The organism is Bacillus sp. TH17, from assembly GCF_016651125.1.
Classification (GTDB): Bacteria; Bacillota; Bacilli; order Bacillales; family Bacillaceae_G; genus Bacillus_A; species Bacillus_A mycoides.
Genome location: NZ_JAEKEN010000001.1, coordinates 227,059 through 250,744, shown reverse-complemented (window position 1 = coordinate 250,744; position 23,686 = coordinate 227,059). Strand labels below are relative to the sequence as shown.

Annotated in this window: 14 protein-coding genes and 2 pseudogenes; 1 reads left to right on the top strand and 15 read right to left on the bottom strand. The window is 33.8% G+C overall.

The genetic code is table 11. The features are described from left to right. Positions 1-113: 113 nt before the first annotated feature. Positions 114-617, bottom strand: coding sequence for a nitrous oxide reductase accessory protein NosL (locus JFT95_RS01180; protein WP_044444442.1), 504 nt, complete (start codon positions 615-617; stop codon positions 114-116). 136 nt (positions 618-753) lie between these two features. Beyond that, complete coding sequence (locus tag JFT95_RS01175; RefSeq protein WP_088038393.1) at positions 754-1,008, bottom strand: hypothetical protein; 255 nt, start codon at positions 1,006-1,008, stop codon at positions 754-756. 254 nt (positions 1,009-1,262) lie between these two features. Between JFT95_RS01175 and JFT95_RS01170 the strand changes: the two genes are divergently transcribed. Next, a complete protein-coding gene (locus tag JFT95_RS01170; protein WP_088038391.1) occupies positions 1,263-2,567 on the top strand; it encodes a CitMHS family transporter in 1,305 nt (434 codons plus the stop codon). A 69-nt stretch (positions 2,568-2,636) separates the two neighbouring features. Here the strand turns inward: JFT95_RS01170 and JFT95_RS01165 are convergent, their stop codons facing one another. The 13 genes and pseudogenes from JFT95_RS01165 to JFT95_RS01110 form a co-directional block, all read right to left on the bottom strand. Further along, complete coding sequence (locus tag JFT95_RS01165; RefSeq protein WP_016101865.1) at positions 2,637-3,329, bottom strand: response regulator; 693 nt, start codon at positions 3,327-3,329, stop codon at positions 2,637-2,639. Continuing rightward, the gene (locus tag JFT95_RS01160; RefSeq protein ID WP_080449935.1) at positions 3,329-4,939 is read right to left on the bottom strand and encodes an ATP-binding protein; all 1,611 of its coding nucleotides are present in this window, start codon (positions 4,937-4,939) and stop codon (positions 3,329-3,331) included. Before JFT95_RS01160 ends, JFT95_RS01165 begins: the two co-directional genes overlap by 1 nt. Positions 4,940-5,101: 162 nt before the next feature. Continuing rightward, positions 5,102-5,962, bottom strand: coding sequence for a methyl-accepting chemotaxis protein (locus JFT95_RS30085; RefSeq protein ID WP_372361859.1), 861 nt, complete (start codon positions 5,960-5,962; stop codon positions 5,102-5,104). Positions 5,963-6,043: 81 nt separating this feature from the next. Beyond that, positions 6,044-7,078 (bottom strand): annotated as a pseudogene (locus tag JFT95_RS30080) (HAMP domain-containing protein); the annotation flags it as partial. A gap of 259 nt (positions 7,079-7,337) precedes the next feature. Beyond that, positions 7,338-8,912, bottom strand: coding sequence for a flotillin lipid rafts scaffold protein FloT (locus JFT95_RS01150; RefSeq protein ID WP_002125100.1), 1,575 nt, complete (start codon positions 8,910-8,912; stop codon positions 7,338-7,340). 12 nt (positions 8,913-8,924) lie between these two features. Then, positions 8,925-9,473 carry an NfeD family protein gene (locus tag JFT95_RS01145; RefSeq protein WP_016121430.1) on the bottom strand — a complete coding sequence of 183 codons (549 nt, stop codon included), beginning with the start codon at positions 9,471-9,473 and terminating at the stop codon, positions 8,925-8,927. A gap of 246 nt (positions 9,474-9,719) precedes the next feature. Beyond that, positions 9,720-12,617: a collagenase ColA gene (colA, locus tag JFT95_RS01140; RefSeq protein ID WP_201051161.1), complete on the bottom strand. Its 2,898-nt coding sequence runs from the start codon at positions 12,615-12,617 to the stop codon at positions 9,720-9,722. A gap of 302 nt (positions 12,618-12,919) precedes the next feature. Beyond that, positions 12,920-15,979: a leucine-rich repeat domain-containing protein gene (locus JFT95_RS01135; RefSeq protein WP_201051160.1), complete on the bottom strand. Its 3,060-nt coding sequence runs from the start codon at positions 15,977-15,979 to the stop codon at positions 12,920-12,922. Between the two features lie 128 nt (positions 15,980-16,107). Next, complete coding sequence (yhbH, locus tag JFT95_RS01130; protein WP_061689356.1) at positions 16,108-17,283, bottom strand: sporulation protein YhbH; 1,176 nt, start codon at positions 17,281-17,283, stop codon at positions 16,108-16,110. A 449-nt stretch (positions 17,284-17,732) separates the two neighbouring features. Further along, entirely contained in the window at positions 17,733-19,628 is a 1,896-nt protein-coding gene (locus tag JFT95_RS01125) for a PrkA family serine protein kinase (RefSeq protein ID WP_002029658.1), read from the bottom strand. A 403-nt stretch (positions 19,629-20,031) separates the two neighbouring features. After that, positions 20,032-22,100, bottom strand: a pseudogene (locus JFT95_RS01120) (sensor domain-containing protein). Between the two features lie 122 nt (positions 22,101-22,222). Continuing rightward, entirely contained in the window at positions 22,223-22,711 is a 489-nt protein-coding gene (gene trmL / locus JFT95_RS01115) for a tRNA (uridine(34)/cytosine(34)/5-carboxymethylaminomethyluridine(34)-2'-O)-methyltransferase TrmL (protein ID WP_002029656.1), read from the bottom strand. A gap of 58 nt (positions 22,712-22,769) precedes the next feature. Continuing rightward, positions 22,770-23,657: an amidase domain-containing protein gene (locus JFT95_RS01110; RefSeq protein WP_002029655.1), complete on the bottom strand. Its 888-nt coding sequence runs from the start codon at positions 23,655-23,657 to the stop codon at positions 22,770-22,772. Positions 23,658-23,686 lie beyond the last annotated feature (29 nt).

Below are 23,686 nucleotides of genomic sequence, written 5' to 3'. Positions count from 1 at the left end.
TTTAGGTTACTATATTCCATTGTAACCGTTCTTCTAAAATTTTTACACCTTTTCTATATTTGCACCTGAGTAATAATAGAAAAAGACAACTATATAGTTGTCTTTTTCTATTATTAATGATGCCCACCGTGATTCCCTGTTTTCGGTTTTCCCATCATCTCTTTATTCATTTCCCATTTATGCTCTGATAACTCTTTATACGAAAGAACTTTCCCCTTATAGTTAGATACAAAACTCTCTGCATCTTTTTTATTTTTAAATGAAATGACATTATAAGCCATCGGTGTCGTTATTGTTTTATCATATACGTAAGTAGCATCTTCCAACGAAACCCAATCTTTCGAATCATAATCTCGAACAAATTTTTCTTTCGTCTTTTCACCTGAATTGATCTCCATCCATTTATACATGCAACCAATATCATCAAACTTTAATGCTTTTCCATTTTCTAAAATAATTTCGGTTGCGAATTGATTATCGATTACCCCAATTTGGCAAATGTCACACTTATCATTTTTCTCATTAATCGCAACAGCTGTTAGTTCTTTTTTCCCACATCCTACTATCGTAAATATGAAACATAAACATATAGCAAGTACGACATATTTTACTTTCATCAATATTCCTCCCTAGAAACCGTATACTCCACGAAAAGAATACCAAAAGGTTGTGTGAGATTTGTGAAAAAACAATGTTCTTTTTGTAATATATGGAACAAAAAAGAGATGTGCAGTTACTTCTACACATCTCTCATCATTCACAACCAGTAATTAACAAATCATCTTCTAACTTAACTAATAGTGTATCCGTATCAATTTCCTGTCCAACTTCTACATTTACTAATCTTATATTTCCACTGATCCCTACCCCGATTTTCTCAAGCTCACCATCGTACTTTCGAATCATCATTAATTTTTCCCATTCATATACGTAAGAGAATTCATTAATAAAAATCTCCTCTACTTTTCCTTTACATGAACTATAAATTTCTTCTATTCTTGTTTCCATTCAAAATCTACTCCCTACTTCACGCTTCGCTATTTCCATCTTATTCTATCATTCTTGCATACAGGCATTTATCTTTTTAAAAATTCAAAATTACCCTGTGAACAAAATGATCAAAATAAAGATTATGCTTCTAATGATGTTATTTTTCAAATTATTTACCATTCCAATTGAACCTTTTATTATAAACAAAAAACCTTTTATCTGAATTTTTATTTTATTTTGAAAGCGTAATCATTTTTTGAGGGGGAGATTACATGGTAGCATTACTCGGATTTACAATGATATTTGTCTTTATGTTTTTGATTATGACGAAACGTATGTCTGCATTAGTAGCATTAATATTAGTTCCAATTATTTTCGCATTAATTGGTGGCTTTTATGCCAATATGGGCCCGATGATGTTAGAAGGAATTCAAAAGCTAGCACCTACTGGTATTATGCTTATGTTCGCCATTTTATATTTCGGAATTATGATTGATAGCGGTTTATTTGATCCTGTTATTAGTAAAATTTTAAAATTTGTAAAAGGTGATCCTTTAAAAATTGTTGTTGGTACAGCTATTCTTACTATTATCGTTTCATTAGATGGGGACGGAACAACAACATATATGATTACAGTTTCCGCAATGTATCCACTATATAAACGTCTTGGAATGAATCCACTTATATTAGCTGGGGTTGTTATGTTAGGAGCAGGTGTTACAAATCTTACACCTTGGGGTGGACCAACTGCCCGGGTTATGAGTGCTCTTGGACTTGATGCATCAGAGCTCTTCACACCACTTATACCAGGAATGATTGCTGGTGCAATTTGGGTAGTTTTCGTTGCCTATTATCTTGGAAAAAAAGAAAGAAAACGTTTAGGAATTATGGATGTACAATATTTAAAACAAATGCAAACAATGGATGAGCAAGCTGCGACAGTTGAAGCTGCCGTGCATAAACGCCCTAAACTTCTATGGATTAACTTTTTATTGACCGCTACATTACTTGTCTGTCTCATACTAGAAGTTATGCCGCTACCTGTTCTATTTACAGTCGCTTTTGCTATTGCTGTTATGATTAACTATCCTAACTTAGAACAGCAAAAAGAGCGTATTGCGTCTCACGCTGGAAACGTATTAGCGGTTGTTTCTCTCGTCTTTGCTGCTGGAATTTTCACAGGTATTCTATCTGGAACAAAAATGGTAGATGCAATGGCTCAAAGTGTCGTTACTCTTATACCAGATGCACTTGGCCCCCAACTTCCAATTATTACAGCTCTTCTTAGTATGCCGTTCACATTTTTCATGTCTAATGATGCCTTTTACTTCGGTGTATTACCTATTTTAACGAAAGCTGCTGCCGCTTACGGAATTAGTGCAGCAGAAATGGGACGTGCTTCGTTACTCGGTCAACCTGTTCACTTACTGAGTCCCCTCGTTGCTTCCACTTATTTATTAGTCGGAATGGCCAAGGTTGATTTTGGTGAACACCAACGATTCACTTTACTTTGGGCTGTTGGAACGACAATGGTTATGTTGATTACTGGAATTGTAATTGGAATTATTCCAATATAAGATGAAACTAGAAAAAACAGTAGAGGAAATGTAATAATCCTCTACTGTTTTTATTGTTGTAAAAATCCCCTATGAAGAAACGCGGAAATACCTTCTTTCTGGCCTTCCCACACTTCCATATATAAGCTCCGCATGCACTTTCTTTCCAGAGATCAAATACTCTAAATAGCGCCTAGCAGTTGATCGGCTTACACCTACCATTGAACTTAGTATCTCTGCAGTAATTCCCTCTTCATTAATAGTTAGCATATGCTTTTTTATTTTTGCTAACGTTAAAGGATCGATTCCTTTTGGCGCATATTCTATTGGATTTGCCTGCACCCCTCTTTGGGACCATAGATGTTCAATCTGTTCTGAAGATAATTGAGCATTTTTCTTTAACTTCGTAATCTTCTTTTGATAACCTTCTAAACTTGTTTTAAACCGATCAAATGTAAGTGGCTTTACGATATAATCTGTTACCCCGCCTCGTAAAGCATGCCACACTACATCCGTCTCTGATGCGGCTGTAATCATAATAATATCTGTATCATGCAAATTATGCCTAATATATGTGACGAGTTCTGTCCCTTGCATGTCAGGTAAATATACATCTAGTAAAACGAGTTGTGGCTTTACAAACTCTAGCCATTCTTTCGCCTGTTCCCCAGTCGTTGCTGTTCCAATTACTTTAAACCCCTCAATTTTTTCAGTAAAACGACGATGAATTTCCGCAATCCGAATATCATCTTCTACAATCAATACTTCAATCCCCTCATTCATTACAATTCGCCTCTCTCTTTCGGTAATGCAATGATAAATAAAGCACCACCTAAATCCCCTTTTTCAATCGCAATACTTCCATTTAAGTCTTCCACTAACTCTTTCACTTTCGCTAATCCATATCCACGTTTTTCGCCCACTTTCGTCGAAAAACCTTTATAGAATATACTTGTAATTATTTCATCATGAACACCTTGTCCTGAATCTTCTACTTCAATTAATATTTCTTCCCCCATGTCTGTTACAAACATTCTTACTTTCTTATCATGATCTTGATTTCTTTCAATTGCTTCAAATGCATTCGTGATCAAATTCCCTAAAATAGAAACAACGTAATTACTCTCAATATGCGGACTTAACTCTTCTAAACTACTTTCCCGATCTAACATAAAATCAATCTTCAACTCTCGCGCCCTATTATAAAATCCAATTAAAATCCCACCTAACCATGGATTTTGAATTCGTTTCATAATAAATTGAACGAACTCTTGATATACTGCCGTTTCCTTATGAATAAGCTCTAAAGCATCTTCATAAGACTCTAATTGAATAAGACCTGAAAGCGTATACAATAAGTTGTTATATTCGTGCGTTTGCGCCCGCAATGCCTCTGTATACTGCCGTGTTTGAGATAATTCCGCTGTTAATTGATCCATCTCAGATTTCAGGCGTAAACTGGATACTACACCAGTTACTTTATGATTAACTTTAATAGGTAGGCGATTGGCAATAACATCCTGCCCCTTTATATTTAATTGGCGATCAAATTGTTCTTCTCCTGTTTGAAGCACATCCAGTATCGATGAATTAGGAATAACATCTAAAATAAATTCTCCCATTATATTTTGTTGTTTATCTAAAGAAAGGATATCGTATGCCGCTTGATTTACTAAACTAACCATTCCATTTTTATCGATTACTACAATCCCTTCACGTACAGATTGAATAACTGTACTATGCTCCTCGTATAAAGATGAAATTTCTTCTGGCTCCATTCCAAACATCATCCGCTTAATACTTTTTGCTAAATATACAGAGCCTATTATCCCAATTAACAGACCTGTTATTGTAATCCAAAACACACGCTTTCCATACACTTCTATCGCTCCATGAATATCATCCATTGAAAAACCAACAGATACTACACCAATAATTTCATTATCCTGATTACGAATCGGGACTTTTCCGCGTAGTGAAGGCCCTAATGATCCCGTTGCTTTCGAAACATAAGATTCCCCTTCTAATAGAACCCCTTCATTATCTCCGCCAACCATTCTCTCTCCTATTTTATCTCGCTTAGGATGCGCATAACGAATACCATCTTTATTTCCAACTACAATAAAATCAGCATCTGTTTCGATTCGAATTTTTTCTGCAATTGGCTGAATAATAGAAGCTGGATTTTCTTTTTGAAAAGCTTCCCCGATTTCCGGTATAGCAGCAACTGTTTTCGCAACATACAGCGCTCTTTTTCCGATTTGGTCTTCTACTGTTTCAGATAATATGTAGTAAAATAAATAACTCGTTAACAGCAGTACAACAAGAATAAGTGTACTAATAGTTAATGTAATTCTCGGTTGCAGTTTCAATTTCTTCAATTTCAAAATCATTCCCCTAACATCAATGAAGATAGAATTTAAAGAAAATACAGTCTTTTGTTTCCGTATTTAATCATAACACGATTACTATATATTTCTTCACTTTATCTCATTACCGTTGCCATAAAAAAGAAACGAAGTAAAATGATTACCTCGTTTCTTAACACTTGCCTCTTATACTTTAAACTTGCCAATCATCCCTTGTAATTCTTCCGCCATTTGCGATAGATGAACTGCTGCTGCATTTATTTCATCTACTGAAGCTAATTGCTCTTCAGAAGAGCCCGCGATATTTTGGACGCTTGCTGCGTTTTCTTCAATCGTTGCTGCAATTTCATTAATAGATGCACTTACTTGTTTTGCATCTACCGTCATTTGCTTCGCTACTTCTACCATACTATCAATTTGTACTACTGTATCATTTGTAGATTTCAATATTTCTACAAAGCTTTTCTTCGTTTCATTTGCAACTACAAGCCCTGATTGTACCTCTGTCCCAACTTGATTCATAGAGCTTACTGTTTCTTTTATATCAAATTGTATCTCTTTCACTAGCTTATCAATTTCCGTAGAAGATTGTCCCGATTGTTCTGCTAATTTCCGTACTTCATCGGCTACAATTGCAAAACCTCTTCCTTGTTCCCCAGCTCTTGCAGCCTCAATTGCAGCATTTAATGCTAATAAGTTTGTCTGCTCTGCAATATGTTGAATCACTTCAAGGATTGCTCCAATTTGTTTCGACTTATCATCTAATAAAACAATGACTTTATCTGACTTTGAAACAGACTCATGAATTAATTGCATTTGATTCACAGTTTGCTCAACTAACTTTCCACCATCTTCAGCTTTTTTCTTCGTATACATAGAGGCTGTAGATACTAATGAAGAACTATCTGCAACACGCTGAACTCCTTCTGTAACTTCTTCTAATAATGTTGCTCCTTCTTCAACTTCTCTCGTTTGTATTTCAGCCCCACTCGATACTTGCTCTATCGCCTGTGTAATTTGTTCCGTCGCTTCACTTGTCTGCTTCATGCTAGCTGTTAATTCTTCTGAAGATGCTGCTACATGACTTGCTGAAATATTTATATTTGAAATGACATTATGTAATGATAATGCCATCTCGTTAAAGCTTTCTCCTAACTGCCCAATTTCATCTTTAGAATGAACTGTAATTGATTCTGTTAAATCACCTTCACTAATTTTTTTCGATGATATTACAAGTTGTTTTAACGGTTTAATAATAGAAGCAATTATAAAGTAAATTAAAACCCCGCCGATCATTAATGAAATACCAATAACAGTTATCGTTTTATAGAAAATAGGCTCCGCCGCTTGAATAATTTCTTTTGAAGGCATAATTCCTGCTATTTTCCATCCAGTTTTCTTACTCGTTTTAAAAGTAATATTACGATCTTCACCATCTAATGAATAATGAAAATCACCAGCTTCCTGTTTATAAAATTCCTTACTAAGTTTCTCTTCTAATTTCTCTCCTGGCTTCAGTGTCGGGTGTGCGACTACATTTTTATCTTGATCAAATATCGCTACATACCCTTCCTTACCGATATTAACCATCTTAGAAGTAGTTACAATATCATTGATAATTAAGTCAATCCCGAGAACACCACTTTTATCTTCGTTTTGTTTTGCTAGTGTAATAACAATATTCCCTGTCGTTTTTGACTTATATGGAGCAGTTACAATCACTTCTCCGCTTTTTTTCACTGCCTCTTTATACCAATCTCTTTCTGTAGGATTATATCCTTCGGGCATTTGAATAGCTGGTGATTGAATAAATTGTCCATTACTAGATCCTGTATAGATCGCTTCCATTTCTGGATGTAATTTATTATATTCTTCTAGTTTATTTTGGATGTTTTGAATTTGATCCGCTTGGTAACTTGATTGTGTAAATAATTTCGTAAAATAAGTTGCATCTACTTTTTTACTATCCAATTCCTTATTAATTACATTATCCAAAATTTTTATATTATCTTTCGCCGATTTTAAAATCGTTTCATTAAAATTTGTTTTCGCCTGCTGATAAGACGTCCAACCAATTACAATACTTGGAAGAATTAAAATAATAATAAATGACACAAGTAACTTTGTTTTTAAACTACTACTCCTTAATTTCCTTTGAAACATATTCCTACCCCTTCATACCGTTTTACATGCAATAACTTACAATTAATCTATTTATAAAAATTATAAGATATAAATACGTTAATGAGACTCTTTATTTCTCTTTACTCATCTTTCTAAATTTAAAAGATTATTGCATACATACTTCATTCTATAAAAATTTAATAATTAAAACAATGTATAAAAATGTATATTATTCGAAATATTATAATTCACAGAAGAACCTCTAGTATCCCACTTACTAGAGGTTCTTTCCATCTTACTATTCTTTAGTTTTTTCTACTTCTTTTTCCTTATCTTCTACTACAGATACAACAGGTTTATCATTTGCTAATTGTTGTACTGCCCCTTTTCCTGCAAACCCTTCTAATAACTCTTTTAAATCAATACCAGAAGAAGCTTTTAGTGTTTCCTGCATTGTTGCCATTAAATCAGTCGCATAGCCTGCAACTTTTCCGGCACCGCTATTCTTTCCACCACCGCCTGTATCAACGACTGTAATTTTATCAATGTTGCTAAGCGGACTCGCAATTTCTTTCGCATAACTTGGAAGCATTTTAAGAACCATATCCATAATCGCGGCTTGCCCATATAATTCAAATGCTTCTGCAATTTTTTGTTTCGCTTCTGCTTCTGCTAAACCTTTTAACCTAATAACATCTGCTTCCGCTGTACCTTGCGCCTTTTGTACTTCTGCCTTTGCCTGACCTTGTGCTTTTTCAATTTCTGCTTTTGCTAAACCTTCTACACGAACTTCTTCTGCACGTGCTCTTGCTTCTGCTTCAATTTTATATTGATCCGCATCTGCTTTTTTCATTTGTTTTACTTTTTCCGCTTCAGCTGATTGTTCAACAGCATAGCGATCTGCATCTGCCTTTTTCTTTACTTCTGCATCGTATTGCTTTTCACGACGCGCAATCTCTTTTTCTTCTAACTCAATTTGCTTTTCACGCTCAATGATTTTAACTCGCATTTGCTCTTCTGTAACACCTTGTTGCGCTTTCGCTTGTTGTAATTCGTAAGAAAGATCTGCATCTGCACGAGCTTGTTCTTGGTCCCTCTTATAAGATTGTACTTTTAATTCCTTATGTTTTTCAGCTTCAGCGATTTGTGCATCACGTTGATATTCTGCTTCTTTTGCTTCTTTCTCAGCACGAGCTTTTTCAATTCGTGCCTCTTTTTCACGCTCTGCATTCGCAACTGTTGCATCACGCTTAACCATTGCAATTTGCGGCTGACCAAGTGCATCTAAGTAACCGTTTTTATCCATTATTTCTTTAATTGTAAAGGAAACGATGCGAAGTCCCATCTTCTTCAAATCAGTAGAAGCCACTTCATGCACCTTTTGTGCGAATTGCTCTCTATTACTATAAGCATCTTCTACTGTCATAGAAGATAAAATAGCACGTAGATGCCCTTCTAAAACTTCTTTTGCTTCTACTTTTAACTCTTCCGTTTCTTTTCCTAAATATTGTTCAGCCGCTGTAGAAACTTCTTCAATTGTCGATCCTACTTTAATAATAGAAACACCGTTTACTGTAATCGGTACACCTTGTTTCGTATAGGTATCACGTGTTCCAACTTCTAATTTGTAGTTTAATAAGCTAAGAAGTTCTGCCCGTTGCATAATTGGAACAACGAAAGTACCACCACCGCGGATAATCTTAATCTTCTTTCCATCATCAGTGGTAACGACATTCTTTCCACCACCAAGCCAGTTCCCTGTTACAATTAATGCTTCGTCCGGGCCAACTGTACGATACTTCGTAATAAATACTAAAATGAGTAAAAGTAAAATTGCGAGTAAAACTCCACCGATAATTAATGGAATCGTCATATAAATTCCCCCTTATAATTTTGGTTTCTTTAAAGAATAAGCGATGTTTTGTACAAGCAAAACACCATCTTGAACTCCTTCAATAATGACCTCGGTTCCTTGTGAAATATCTTTTTTTCCAATTGTTTTCGCTGGTATTGCATTACTTCCAAATTGGGATGAGATTAATACTTCTCCAAATCCTTCTGTAGGAATTGTCGTAATGACTTCCCCCTTGCAACCAATGAATTCATCCATACGTTGCACAGTATTTTGTTCCGCTTCTGCAATTGGTTTTAAAATTAGTATTTTCATTATGAAAACACCGATAAAAGATATAGCAAATGAGGACCCGAAAATAACGAGACTATTATAAGAATATAAATATTCTCCTATATAACTAAGTCCACATAACATGGCGAAAAAACTAAGTAGCAACGTTACAACGGATACAGATCCTCCACCAAAGCTAAATATTGATTCAAATATATCTCCAAAGAAGATATAAATGACAGTAAGTATAGTTGCAATTATAAATCCGTATAAATAAATTGTTTCAAGTGGATAACCAAACAAGACCATTTCTTATCCCCCTTTCTTAAACAATCCCTTTTTTGTTATGTGTATGCCCCACCTCTTTCAAAAATTATTAATCTTAATTTTCAGTTATTTAATTTTTAAAGAAAAACCTGTAAGACAGGTCTCTAAAAAAGAACAGGAGAAACCTATTGTGACAGGCTCCTCCTAGTAAATAACCGATATATTGTATATCTATATAATATACTGTTTTCCACAAAAAGTAAAGTTAAACATACATTGGAAAAGCACTTATTTTACTGATAATGCGTACGTTCCATCGCCATTATCATATTTATATACATACAAGTAATACTTACCTGGTTTTGCATTAAATTTTGCTTCTATATGATTTCCATTAGCTTGACCGTAAGCTGCGTAATTTTGCATATCTGATTCATGGTGAAGTACCCATGTCATCCCGATTCCATACTCATTTAAAACAGAAATATCGATATCTTTCGCTGATGCGACATTAAATGTATAAACATCGGTATGATCCCCACCGATAAGGCTACCTTTTATAGTAGTGTTTAACCCAATACGATTTGCTTCCTCTGAACGATTATTTGGTTCAGATTCTGTTAAACTCCCATCTTTAATCGTAACAGTTGTTTCATTTCTGCTCTCTTTACCTTTATCATCTTTTACTCTTAACGCTACTTTATAAGTTCCTTCTCTTTCATATGCATGTACTGGATTAACTTCTGTACTTGTACTTCCATCCCCGAAGTCCCATAAATAAGAAACGATTTTTCCATCTTCATCGTTTGACCCATCACTTTTGAATTGAATTCCTTCTTTTACAAGCCCGTTATAAGGTCCGTTTACATTAACCGTCGGAGCTTTATTTTCTCCGTCATCTTTTGCGATACCGTGGAAGACTACATCATATTCAAATTGATTAGAGCTATTCACACGGTAATTGACGAAATATGCTGTAACCGTTTTGTAGCCACTCCATTCTTTTTGCGTCAATTGTTCTAAAGCCTCATTTACTCTTTTACTCATTGCTTTCCAGTCTTCTGACTCACCTTTTGTTACACTACCTGTAAACGTGCCTTCTAATGTAAATGTATTAAAGAATTGAGATGTATGCTTTGTCATTTTTGTATCTTTCATAGACAACGTTTCACTAATTTCTTTCTTCACTTCTGTTAGTGCTTTTGGTGCATGTTCAGCTAAATAATCATCTGCTACTTCCGGCACATTGTACTTATCTTGATTATCAATTAACTGCTGCATATACTCTTGATACTCTTTATTTAACTTAGAATCTTTACTTAAAGTCTCACGATACGTATCATAATTTCCCACATCATTCGCACGAATTAAATCTTGAATTTTATCAAACGTTTCAAATTGATGAGTATATAAGTAAGACTGCAATGCGAACGAGTAGTTATAGAAATCCCAAGAACCATATTTAGCAAATAGTGTACGCTCTGCTGTATAACGGCTTGCAGGATCAGATGATAATCCACTAATGATGCTCTTTCTTGGTACAACGTTATTTGTACGAGTAGATCCTGCGAAAAATTCTGCATTCCCTTCTTGGAACCAAGTTAATCTTTCATTTTGATACATATCTCCTCTTCCAAATAAACCGGGAACTTCATATCTCCCTTGAAGATAATGAGTAAACTCATGACGGAATAACTCTTCTAAACTATAAATACTTTGCTCTGGCGTACGCTCATATGTAAAGAATGTCCCTGTCTCTTCAATATAAATTCCACCGTTGTTTGTTTCATATCCATACAATTGTCTATTTAACTGGTATTCGTCTGGAGTATTATAGATTACTATCGTTAATACGTCGTCTGCATTACCTTGTTCTAAAGCTTTGTCATTTCCGATCACACGGTGATATTGCGCTTTTACTTCCTTCGCAGCCCAATATAATCTCTCAATTTTTTCTTCTGACACTTTAGCCCCAGTTTTAAATACAATAGATCCATCATCGAATGTATACGTTTTTGGTAAGTATTGCTCTTTTCCTTCTTTACGTATCTTCTCTAAATCTACCGTATTCCCGCTATAATCTTTCCCATTATAGTTTGTTGTAATTTGTTCTACTGCAACAAAATACGGCTCACTTAAACGCGGGTACATATGCATTGCCTGTGTAACAACCTCTAATCCTTTATTTGGATTACTATGAAACTTACCTAAACGACTAGCAAAATAAATTCCATTATTAACGAGCCACTTATTTTCTGGTGTTACTTGATTTAAAAGAGCAATACGATTTATTTCATTAATAAACCCATCTACTTTTCCATACCACATCGTTTCATTCGTTTCTTTACGAGCCCCATTTAAGTAAGACTGTATATCATAATCAATGCCTTGCATCATATCGTATACAGCTTGTCCTTTCATACGATCGTCTACATATGCATTAAAATTATCATTATATTGTTTTAAAATATTCGATGCGTATTGCACCGTTTCAACATCACTTGATGCATTACTAATTAATTTTCCGTATGCAGATACGACTGTATCTTGCTCATTTGTTCCAAGCTTAAAGTTGGGATTTTTCGCAATAGCTTTTAACGCTGGTAAACATTTGTCCTGGAAGCTTCTTTCATTTAAGTCGCTTAATTCATTATTATAAAATGCAAGATAAAAAGCTGAACGTAACACTTCAGTAAACGTTTGAATTCCTTTTGAATCATCTTTCGTAAATGTACTACCTCTATGAGCTAATTCGTCTATAATTACTTGCATTTTTCCGTTATCTTTATAAAAGGCTTTTGCATCTTCATTAAACTGGAATAAGTCTGTAATTTGGTGCCACTTAATACTGCCTAACGTTTCAATTAATTCTTGATCATTCATTTTGTTTAAATCAGCCATTGAATAGCTTTCTTTAGCTTGCTTTACTGCCGAGTTCTTCGTAATAGATGCTGGTCGCTGTGAAAAATCTCCTACTTTTAAACGTTCTTGAAATGATAATGTTTCCTCGGCTTTAGAAGCGTGTCCGATCTCATCTACTGGTTTTTCAATTCCAACTGGTTTCGAATGCAATACATTATACGGTACCTTTTCTTCTGCTGATACATTCGTTTGAATTGCTCCGAGCGATAGCGCCATTGTACTAATACTAAGCAACACTTTATTGATCTTTGATTGCTTGTTCATATTATTGCCCCCTATTTATATATTCCATTCAAGAAATTAACATATTATCTGGATGAAATGATATAAAATGCAATATTTCATATTATTTCTTCATACATTTTGAACATATAGTGAACGAAAGGGACTTACAGTTTCCACTACAGTTGCTCCATTATTTAAGCAATCGAAACATCCTCGTATTAATATCCTTCCCCTATTCAAAAAGCCCTTATCATAAGCATATTTCAACATGAAATTGCTATAATAAGGGCTTCTCAAAAACTTATATAATTATTTTATATAATAATAAGATAAAACGTTATTTATTTCTTAAATAATCTCTTTCTAAATACAAACATACTTAATGCTGAAAGAACAAGTGCTAATCCAGAAAGTAAGGTCGGTGTGTTAGCTTGACCACCAGTTGCTGCTAAAGACTTCTGATTTTCCTCTTGCTTATTAGCATGTTGTTTATTTGAATCTTTTTCTTTCGCACTCTCTTGTCCTACCACTTTTACTGGACCAACTTGATTATTCCCTTTTGGTTCTTGATCCAATCCAGTTGCTGATTCTTTTACCTCTTCTTTTGTACCTGCAACTTCTTTCGCCGGCTCTTTTACTTCTTCTTTTGTTTCTTCAATTTCTTTTACCGGCTCTTTTACTTCTTCTTTTGTTTCTTCCATTTCTTTTACCGGCTCTTTTACCTCTTCTTTTGTACCTGCAACTTCTTTCGCCGGCTCTTTTACTTCTTCTTTTGTACCTGCAACTTCTTTTATCGGCTCTTTTACTTCTTCTTTTGTTTCTTCAACTTCTTTTATCGGCTCTTTTACTTCTTCTTTTGTTTCTTCAATTTCTTTTACCGGCTCTTTTACTTCTTCTTTTGTTTCTTCCATTTCTTTTACCGGCTCTTTTACTTCTTCCTTTGTTTCTTCAACTTCTTTTATCTGCTCTTTTACTTCTTCTTTTATTTCTTCAACTTCTTTTACCGGCTCTTTTACTTCTTCTTTTATTTCTTCAACTTCTTTTACCGGCTCTTTTACTTCTTCTTTTATTTCTTCAACTTCTTTTGTTGGTTCTGTCACTTCTTCTTTTTCAACTATATTCTGGATAACTGTTCCATTAAAGCTTATACTAGTTTCATCCGAATCTAAATCAAATTTATATACCTTTTCACCTGGAGTACTCCATTTCATTACTCCGTTATTAAACGTTCCACCCTCATTTGTTAGTTTAATATTCTCAATAGTTTCTCCTTCTAAGTCATATACCGGAACTTGAATTTCTTCATTTACTTTCGCTTCATTTAAAATGATTTTTTGTCTTCCGGCATCAATTGAAAACCATTGACCTAATTGTATTAACGGCCTTACATCACGAATCTCATTTCCAGCTAATTTTAAACTGATTAGGTCTAACATTGAACCAAGAACTGATACATCTTTAATATGATTATCCGCAAGGTTTAACCACTGTAAATTTTCCAGTGAAGATAACGGCGTTATATCTTCAATTTTATTATGAGATACATTCACGTCTTTCAATTGTTTCAAGTTTGAAATGAACTCAATATTTTTCAACCCTACTCCTTCTAAAGTGAGGTTTTCTAAGTTCGTCATGTATTCTAAACCAGTTAGATCTTTTATCTCTTTTCCTTTTTCTTTAAGTATCTCTAATGTTTTAATCTGTAATAAATCTTCTTTTGTTATAGGGGCATTTAGATTCTCTCTACCAAAATTCTTTTTATTAATATGTTGTTGTAAATTTTTATCAAGAATTACATTTTTACTTTCTGTTTGTTTTTCAACTATACTTTGTATAACCGTCCCATTAAATCTTATTTTACTTTCAGCAGGATTCGTATCTAGTTTAAATTCATATATTTTTTCTCCAGGACTATTCCATTTTATAAATCCGTTACTCAGCGTAGCCCCCTCACTTTTCAATTTAATATTTTGAAGTGGCTCTCCTTTAAAATTGTATACTGGAATTTTTATTTCTTCATCTACGCTTGCTTCATCTAAAAAGATTTTTTGTCTTTGAATATCTATTGAAGTTCGCTTACCCAATTCCTCAACAGACTTTATGTCAGAAATTTCATTCGCTCCAAGATTTATCTCATGTAAATTTGTTAAATTACTCAGTGGCGATATATCAGAGATATAATTCTCTTCTAAATTCAATACTTGTATTTTTACTAATTTAGATAATGATGATATATCTTTTATTTCACTATCAGCAATTTCTAGTTCAATAAGATTACTCATTTTACTAATAGGCTCAACATCACTAATTTTATTATTTCCTATCCATAATAGATTCAGATTCTTTAACTTCTCAATACCCGAAAGATTACTAATTTGATTATTTGCTAAGTATACTTCTTCTAACGATAACACTGTAAATAATGGTGTAAGATCCTTTATATTATTACCAATTAAATCTAATATTTTAATCTTTTTCATTTGACTTAACGGTGTAAGATCTGCAATTTTGTTATCTCTTAAAAAGAGCATGTCAAGATTCTCTAGCTTAGAAACGGGTTGAATGCTTTCAATTGGATTAGAGGATAAATCTAAATATTTCAAATGTCTCAATCCCGAGATAACAGATATGTCTGTTACATTAGACTCTCTTAATGTCAACTTCTCTAAGTTTGTCATATATTCTAAACCAGCTATTTCATTTATCCCCTCACCTGAGTATATGGATAATGTTTTAATTTGTAATAAATCTTCCTTGGTTATAGGTTCATTTATATTTTTTCTCTCTAAATTATTTTTATTAATATGCTGTTGTAATTTCTTATCAACTATTACATTTGCACTTTCATCTTGTTGATCCACTTTATCCTCTTTATTTTCCTTTTGTTCTTCTGAAACATTGTTTTCTAGATTTAACGCATTTACTTCAAACTGCACCTGGTACTTATTATCATAGGCCATTGTCGGAATATAAATATGCATTTGCATATTATATCTTTTTCCTAATTCTCCAACTTCAAATTGAATAACCTTCGTCCCATTTTTCTTTTTATCCTCTGATATGACTTTTACATCATGGAATACACCAGGAGTATCAATATCCTCTGTTTTCAAGTATTCGAAGAAATCACTATCACTTAACGTTGCCGTTACAATTTTCTTCCCATTCTCAATAGTTAATTTAGGATCTTTTATATAAACAGCTGCCATAGACTCTTCATTCGTTTTATCTTTATACGCTTTAATAACAGCATCATATGTACCATCTTCTAAAGCATGTCCAGTTTTGTTCGCCTCAATTGCTACAGCTGCTAAAGCAGGCGTTGAATACGTAGCAAATGGAAGCGATAACGCCGCAGCGATAATCATCGCATTTATATGTTTTCTTTTAGTTTTTTTCAACTTTACATCTCCTCCAAAATATATAAATCGAAATGTAATCATTTCTCGAATAAATGATAATGATTTTCATTATCATTGTCAACTAAAAAAATAAAAAGTTTACAAAAAAATAACCCCTTTACAAGGGGTTATGCCATTTTTTCTCCTGATTCTTCTTTAAAAAAGCTCTTCATCGCATGAAATACATCTGCTTTTTGCTTTAAAATATAATATCTGAAATTCTCGTCTTTAATATTTTTATATGCTGACATAAGCGTACTGTGGCGGTTGTACTGATTCACTTCCCCATACCCAAACATATTACACTTCTTCATCAACTCTTCCACAAGCTTTACGCATCTAGCATTATCCGAAGTTAAATTATCACCGTCTGAAAAATGGAATGGATAAATATTATAACGGTCTGGTGAATATTTATTATCGATTAACTCAAGTGCTTTTTTGTATACGGAAGAACAGATCGTTCCGCCACTTTCCCCTTTTGAGAAAAACTCTTCTTCTGTGACGACTTTCGCTTCCGTATGGTGAGCAATAAACTCAATGTCTACGGTTTCATACTTTGTGCGTAAAAATCTTGTCATCCAGAAAAAGAAGCTACGTGCCATATACTTCTCCCATATCCCCATCGATCCACTCGTATCCATCATCGCTAATACAACAGCTTTTGAATCTGGCTTTAACACTTCATTCCAAGTACGGAACTTTAAATCTTCTTGGTGAATTGGATGGAAAGATGCTTTACCACGCATTGCATTTCGTTTATATGCAGATATCATCGTCCGTTTCTTATCAATATTTCCCCATAATCCTGTTTTTCTAATATCATTAAATTCAATATGTTCAATCCGGTTTTCATCTATTTCTTTTCTCTTTAAATTAGGCAGCTCTAACTCTTTGAAAAACGCTTGCTCCAATTCTAAAATTGAGACTTCTGCTTCATAATAATCTTCTCCAGCTGCATCTCCTGCCCCTTGCCCTTTTCCTGGTCCCTTCTGCTTTTGACCACCTGATCCATCTCTTGCAACAACATCACCAACTTTGCTGTCACCGTTTCCTTGCCCAACGTGTTTGTTTTTATCATAATTGTATCTAATCTTATATTCATCTAAAGAACGAATCGGTATTTTCACAACATCCTTGCCATTAGACATAACTATACTTTCTTCTGTTACAAGGTCTGGTAAATTATTTTTGATTGCCTCCTGCACTTTTTCTTGATGGCGTTGTTGGTCGTCATATCCTTTGCGATGGAGGGACCAGTTTTCCTGTGAAATCGTGTAATTTGGTTGGTTTTCTTCGCTCATTCCTTTCCCTCCTTACTGTAATTGTCTTCCCCTATGAACAGCAATCTATACTTTTGTTTTCTAGTGTGCGTAACTAGAATATTTGAAAAATAACTGTTCATCGAAAATCATCCCATAAACATATATAGCGTTTTTCATACAATACTCCGAGCATCCTAAACAAAATTTTGCCACTCACATAATAAGAAAGAAACATTCAGCCGTTGATAAGAAAGAAACACAATGCATTGTTGCACACATTTTCGTTTTGCAACATATTGTATTGTGTTGGCTTTTTTGTATGAATGGTTGGTTACTCTATCATATGCATATTGTAAAAATAATTGACAAGAAATTCATAAAATCGCATCTTAATTTATTATATTCGGACAAGCTATGACATTTTTTACAAATATCAATAGATAACAAAACGCCGCCCCAAGAATAAGAGACAGCGTTTTGTTATCAAACTATCGATTTAACAAACTACCTACATATCGTAACAATTCATTCGCAGATGAAGAATTATAGCCATGCTCATCAATTAAGCGTGCAACAACATCATTGATTTTCTTAAGCTGATTTTCGTCTGGTGTTTTCGTTGATGTTGTAATTTTCACTATATCTTTTAAATCGGCAAATAGTTTTTTCTGAATCGCTTCACGAAGACGTTCGTGTGAATTATAATCAAAGCGTTTTCCTTTACGTGCATAAGCAGAAATGCGAATTAAAATTTCTTCACGGAATGCCTTTTTAGCATTTTCTGAAATTCCAATTTGCTCTTCAATCGAACGCATAAGTTTTTCATCTGGGCTCATTTCTTCACCAGTTAACGGATCACGTAATTTTGATTTATTGCAGTATGCTTCGACGTTATCTAAGTAATTATCCATAAGTGTCTTAGCTGATTCTTCGTATGAATAAACAAATGCTTTTTGTACTTCTTTCTTAGCAATTTCATCGTATTCTTTTCTCGCTAATGAGATGAAATTCATATAGCGCTCTCGGTCCTCACTACTAATTGACGGGTGCTGATCCAATCCGTCTTTTAACGATCTCAGTACATCTAGTGCATTAATAGATGGTACCTCTTTTCGAATAATTGTAGAAGAAATTCGGTTAATGACATAACGAGGGTCAATCCCCTTCATACCTTCATCTTGATATTCGCGTTGCAGTTCCTCTACATCAATCGTATTATATCCTTCTACCGTTTCTCCATCATATAAACGCATCTTTTTAATTAAATCAATATCTGGACGCTTCGGATCTTTTAAACGAGTTAAAATAGTGAACATTGCTGCAACGCGAAGTGTATGCGGTGCAATATGAACATTGGACACATCACTTTCACGAATCATTTTTTCATAAATATGTTCTTCTTCACTAACCCGTAAATTATATGGAACCGGCATTACAATAATTCGTGAATGCAATGCTTCATTTTTCTTATTTGCTATGAAGGAACGATACTCTGTTTCATTTGTATGCGCTACAATTAATTCATCTGCTGAAATAAGCGCAAATCTTCCTGCTTTAAAATTCCCTTCTTGTGTAAGCGATAGTAAATGCCATAAAAATTTCTCATCACATTTTAACATCTCTTGGAATTCCATCATGCCGCGGTTCGCCTTATTTAATTCTCCATCAAATCGATATGCACGAGGATCTGATTCCGAACCGTATTCTGCAATTGTAGAAAAGTCTAGACTACCTGTTAAATCGGCAATATCTTGTGATTTTGGATCGGAAGGACTAAATGTACCAATTCCTGTACGGCGATCTTCAGAGAAGAAAATACGCTCTACAACTACATCCTCAATTCTTGACCCATATTCTTGCTCTAGACGCATAACATTTAATGGTGATAAATTCCCTTCAATCCTTACTCCATATTCATCAAAGAAATCATTCCGTAAATGTTGCGGAATTAAATGAAGTGGATCTTCATGCATTGGGCATCCTTTTATTGCAAAAATCGCTCCACGATCTGTTCGTGAATATGTTTCTAATCCTCGTTTCAACATCGTAACTAATGTTGATTTCCCCCCACTAACAGGCCCCATTAATAACAAAATACGTTTCCTAACATCTAATCGTTTTGCAGATGGATGAAAATATTCTTCCACAAGGCGTTCTAAAGCATCCTCTAATCCAAATAGCTGATTACTAAAGAAGTTATATTTTCTTCTACCATCAACTTCTTCAATTCCAGCATCTTTTATCATATTGTAAATGCGAGAGTGTGCTGTTTGAGCCACCCATGGTCTTTCTTTCACAAGCTCCAAATACTCCGCAAACGTACCTTCCCATTGTAAACGTTCTTCTGCTTCCCGATATTGTTCAATTTTCTTTAGAATATCCATTATAGCTCCTCCCCCATCTCCTTGTTCAATCGGATTATTATAAAAGGTATGCTAGGATGTCCTTAAACATTCTTTAAATCAAAACGAAATATATAATAGCGCGATAAAATTCTCTCCAAAATTCAAAGAAAATTCTGTATAATAAAGGTATTAAAGTTTTCACGCTGCTATTCATTGTAAATAAATTCTTTTCTTCTGGGAACCTTACATACATTTCGATTCACAAATAGGATTCGTAAACCGAAAAAGTAAGGGGGAAATTAGTATGAAGTTATTATTAATTTTAGGTGTATCACTCACATTTCTTACAGCTATTTTCACATCTGGTTATAACGATAAGCCAGGTACACAAAAAAAGTGATGTGCTTTTCAGCACATCACTTTTTTTCTTGTTTTTTATACACTATTTAAAATAAATACTTTCCACATCGTATATCGATAAAGGGCGATTATAAAAATAACCTTGTACGATTTTCACATTCTTTTCCTTTAAGAACTGTATTTGTTCCGCCTTTTCTACTCCTTCTGCAATTACATTTAACCCTAGAGTATGTGCTAAATGAATAATTGCAGCCGTAATATTCGTATCTCTTTCATCTTTATATATACCTTCCATAAAAGAACGATCAATTTTTAACGTATCAATCGGATATGTTTTTAAATAACTTAAAGATGAATATCCCGTTCCAAAGTCATCTAAATGAATCTTTAAATTTTGTTCTTTTAACTGCAATAACACTCTTTTTGATACATCTTTATGTATAAGAGCCCCTTCTGTAACTTCTATTGCTAATAAATGAGGGGGAACGTTGTACTTATTTAAAGCACGTGTAATCATCTCTATTAATGTAATAGAACGAAAATGTCTAGCTGAAATATTAACTGCGATTGGTACAACCTCATATCCTTTATTTAACCATTCACGTATCTGTTCACAAACTTGATGTACTACCCATTCATCAAGTTTAATAATAAACCCTGTTCTTTCAGCAAGTGGGATAAATTGATTTGGCGAGACAAAACCTAGCTCCTTATTCTCCCACCTTATTAAGGCTTCCATACTGGCCATCTTTCCCGTTTCAATATTAATTTGAGGTTGATAATAGAGGGAAAATTCATTTTTCTCTATAGCACGATGTAACTGATTTTCTATTATAAACCTTTGTTCACGTTCACAATCTAATCCACTACAATAAAAATGATAATACCCTTTTCCTTTTTCCTTTGCTTTTTCCAAAGCTGCGTCGACTCTTTGGAAAAGCATTTTTTCATCCATTCCATCTTCTGGGGCCATTACAATCCCAATTGATGCACTCAAATAAACATCCTCTTCTTCTATTACAAAATGCCCACTAATTTTCTTTAATATTGTTTGTGCAACTTCCTCTACGTATTCTCTCGTTATATTTTCTATTAACATAACAAATTGATCATCATGTTCTCTAAATAAATGCATATCTTCTATTTTTAGGTCTCGTAAGCATTCAGTAACTTTTTTTAAGACTTGATCCCCTTCTTTATGACCAAATGTATCATTAATAAGGTGAAATTCATCCAAATCTATAAAAACCAATGCGAATTCCTTATTCTCAGCTAAAAATTCATTTAGCTTATTTGTACATGATATTCTATTCATTAACCCCGTTAACTGATCAAAGTAAGCCAAATATTCTGTTTTCATCTCATTTAATACTTGCCTCGTAACATCCCTCGTAACAATGTACACCCCGACGATTTCACTATTCACAATAATGGGGATTGTCCTCACGGAAATATAAAGTTCATATCCTTCTTTATGAATATATTTCTTTGCAACAATTTGTTTTGCTCTTCCCTGTAAAGCATTTTTAAATATAATTTGAAAAGTTTTTTCATATTCTTTATTTATAAACTGAAAAATAAATTGGTCCTTTAACTCTTCATATCGATACCCAAAAATTTCATAAGTCGCTGGATTTGCATATGTAATTCTTCCAATAGAATCTACAGATATAATGGAATCATTATTATATTCTAGTAATGACTTAAATAACATTTGTTTTTCTTCTATTTCCACTTTTTCTTAACCTGTGCTGTAATATCTCTAGTAATACAAATAATAAACTGACATGTTCCATTTACATCGCATACTGGATTAAGTGAAGATTCATAATGTATATCACCAGTTGGCAAACTAATTACATCACAAAATGTAATTGCTCTCGCTTCTCTCATTACTTTTGCATAGTGTCCTTGCAATAACCTTGCCGTATCTTCTGGTAATACTTCTGCAAAAGTTTTCCCATAACATTCTTTCCCTAGCCTGGCGTGATTCATTCCTATTTTATTCACATAAATATATTTAAAAGTTTCATCATCAATAACTTTCACAATAAACACTAAATCTTGAATAGCATGTAACAATCCCTGTCTTACTAAATCCATATCTATCATACTTAAAAAGGTATTTTGATTATTATATTGTTCCTTCATATTTATCTCAACCCGTCTTATCTATTTTCATTCATATATCTCATTCTATATGAATATGTACCTTTTTAAAATGTATGATTACATATTTTTTAAAAAATAAAAAAGCCGCCAAATGGCGACTTTTAATACACGATTTCTAAATCTAATCCTGGATAATTTTGTTGACGGAACGCTTCATAAATTAAAATTGCTGCTGTATTAGATAAATTTAATGAACGTACTTTATCCGTCATTGGAATACGTAAACAATGATCGAAGTTTTCTTCAATTACATTAGCTGGTAATCCATTTGTTTCTCTTCCAAATACGAAATAGTAATCCTTCTCACGTTTGCTATAATTAAATGCTGTATGAGCTTTCTCGCCATACTTTGTTAAATAAAAGAATTCACCATCTTTATTTTTCTCATAAAATTCTTCGATTGAATCATAATACGTAACTTTTACGTGCTGCCAATAATCTAATCCTGCACGCTTTAACATTTTGTCATCCGTTGAAAATCCAAGCGGTCTAATCAAATGTAATTCTGTTCCAGTTGCTGCACAAGTACGTGCAATATTTCCTGTATTTGCTGGAATTTCTGGTTGATATAAAACAACATGTACTCCCACGCGATATTCACCTCTATTTTTTATCTACTACGTATTATACCACTTGAACGAAAAATCTCTACCCATTAATAATATGAAAGAATTTATATTTCATTTGTGGTGTATATTTACTAGAATCTTCATAGTTCCAATAACGCCTGCGGCTATTCGCTGAATGTGCATTTACAAGCGGCATACCATCTGCGTCTTTTGCTACTACAATTGTCGTATGATTCCACCTACCATCATCCTCAAAATCATACGCAATTACATCGCCAAGAATAAGGTCTTCTGGCCTTTCTACTGCTTCTGCTCGAAGCCCTGTTGTAGCACCTGACAAATACCAATAAAAAGAGTGTGCTACAGCCCAGCTCCAACTCCACTGGTTTCCCCTTTGCCACCACCCTTTACGAATGTTAGGATGTCCATTCATTGGTACTTCTCCAGTATGCAGACATTGTGAAATGAAATTTGTACAATTATCCGGAAAATTACGGTATGCAGAATTACGATCATCCCACCAACGCTCTGCATATTTCACTGCCTCTAAACGATTATATTGATATGAACCGTATTTTTCTTTCGTGACTTCCCGTTCTAACGTTTCACCTATTCCTATTTCTTCTGACACTTCGAGAGCATAATCATCTATTATACAACTATTTTTTAAACAAACTCGTCGTTTTAATTGTTCCTCTTCGATATAAAATAATTCTTTATGCTTAATTAAATATTTCAAGTGTATTTGATAATCAATTTCTTGATGCTCATTACTATTTAATTGTCTAACGAAAGAAATATCTGCAGTTGCTTTCACTATATGTGCACTACGCTTTTGAAACAATTGTTTCTTTCTCTGTACCATTTGTAACAAATCTACTGCAATACCATCTACATCTGTTCGTTTCTCTGTTATATATGCTAAAAACTGTTGCACTTGCTTTTCAATATTCGCTTTTACAACCATTTCGTCTCCCTCCCATATTACAATATGAA

Bases quoted from the DNA above. Each gene is read 5' to 3' on its own strand.
- JFT95_RS01180 (WP_044444442.1), bottom strand. From the start codon at position 617: ATGAAAGTAAAATATGTCGTACTTGCTATATGTTTATGTTTCATATTT.
- JFT95_RS01175 (WP_088038393.1), bottom strand. From the start codon at position 1,008: ATGGAAACAAGAATAGAAGAAATTTATAGTTCATGTAAAGGAAAAGTA.
- JFT95_RS01170 (WP_088038391.1), top strand. From the start codon at position 1,263: ATGGTAGCATTACTCGGATTTACAATGATATTTGTCTTTATGTTTTTG.
- JFT95_RS01165 (WP_016101865.1), bottom strand. From the start codon at position 3,329: ATGAATGAGGGGATTGAAGTATTGATTGTAGAAGATGATATTCGGATT.
- JFT95_RS01160 (WP_080449935.1), bottom strand. From the start codon at position 4,939: ATGATTTTGAAATTGAAGAAATTGAAACTGCAACCGAGAATTACATTA.
- JFT95_RS30085 (WP_372361859.1), bottom strand. From the start codon at position 5,962: ATGAAGCAGACAAGTGAAGCGACGGAACAAATTACACAGGCGATAGAG.
- JFT95_RS01150 (WP_002125100.1), bottom strand. From the start codon at position 8,912: ATGACGATTCCATTAATTATCGGTGGAGTTTTACTCGCAATTTTACTT.
- JFT95_RS01145 (WP_016121430.1), bottom strand. From the start codon at position 9,473: ATGGTCTTGTTTGGTTATCCACTTGAAACAATTTATTTATACGGATTT.
- colA (WP_201051161.1), bottom strand. From the start codon at position 12,617: ATGAACAAGCAATCAAAGATCAATAAAGTGTTGCTTAGTATTAGTACA.
- yhbH (WP_061689356.1), bottom strand. From the start codon at position 17,283: ATGAGCGAAGAAAACCAACCAAATTACACGATTTCACAGGAAAACTGG.
- JFT95_RS01125 (WP_002029658.1), bottom strand. From the start codon at position 19,628: ATGGATATTCTAAAGAAAATTGAACAATATCGGGAAGCAGAAGAACGT.
- JFT95_RS01110 (WP_002029655.1), bottom strand. From the start codon at position 23,657: ATGGTTGTAAAAGCGAATATTGAAAAGCAAGTGCAACAGTTTTTAGCA.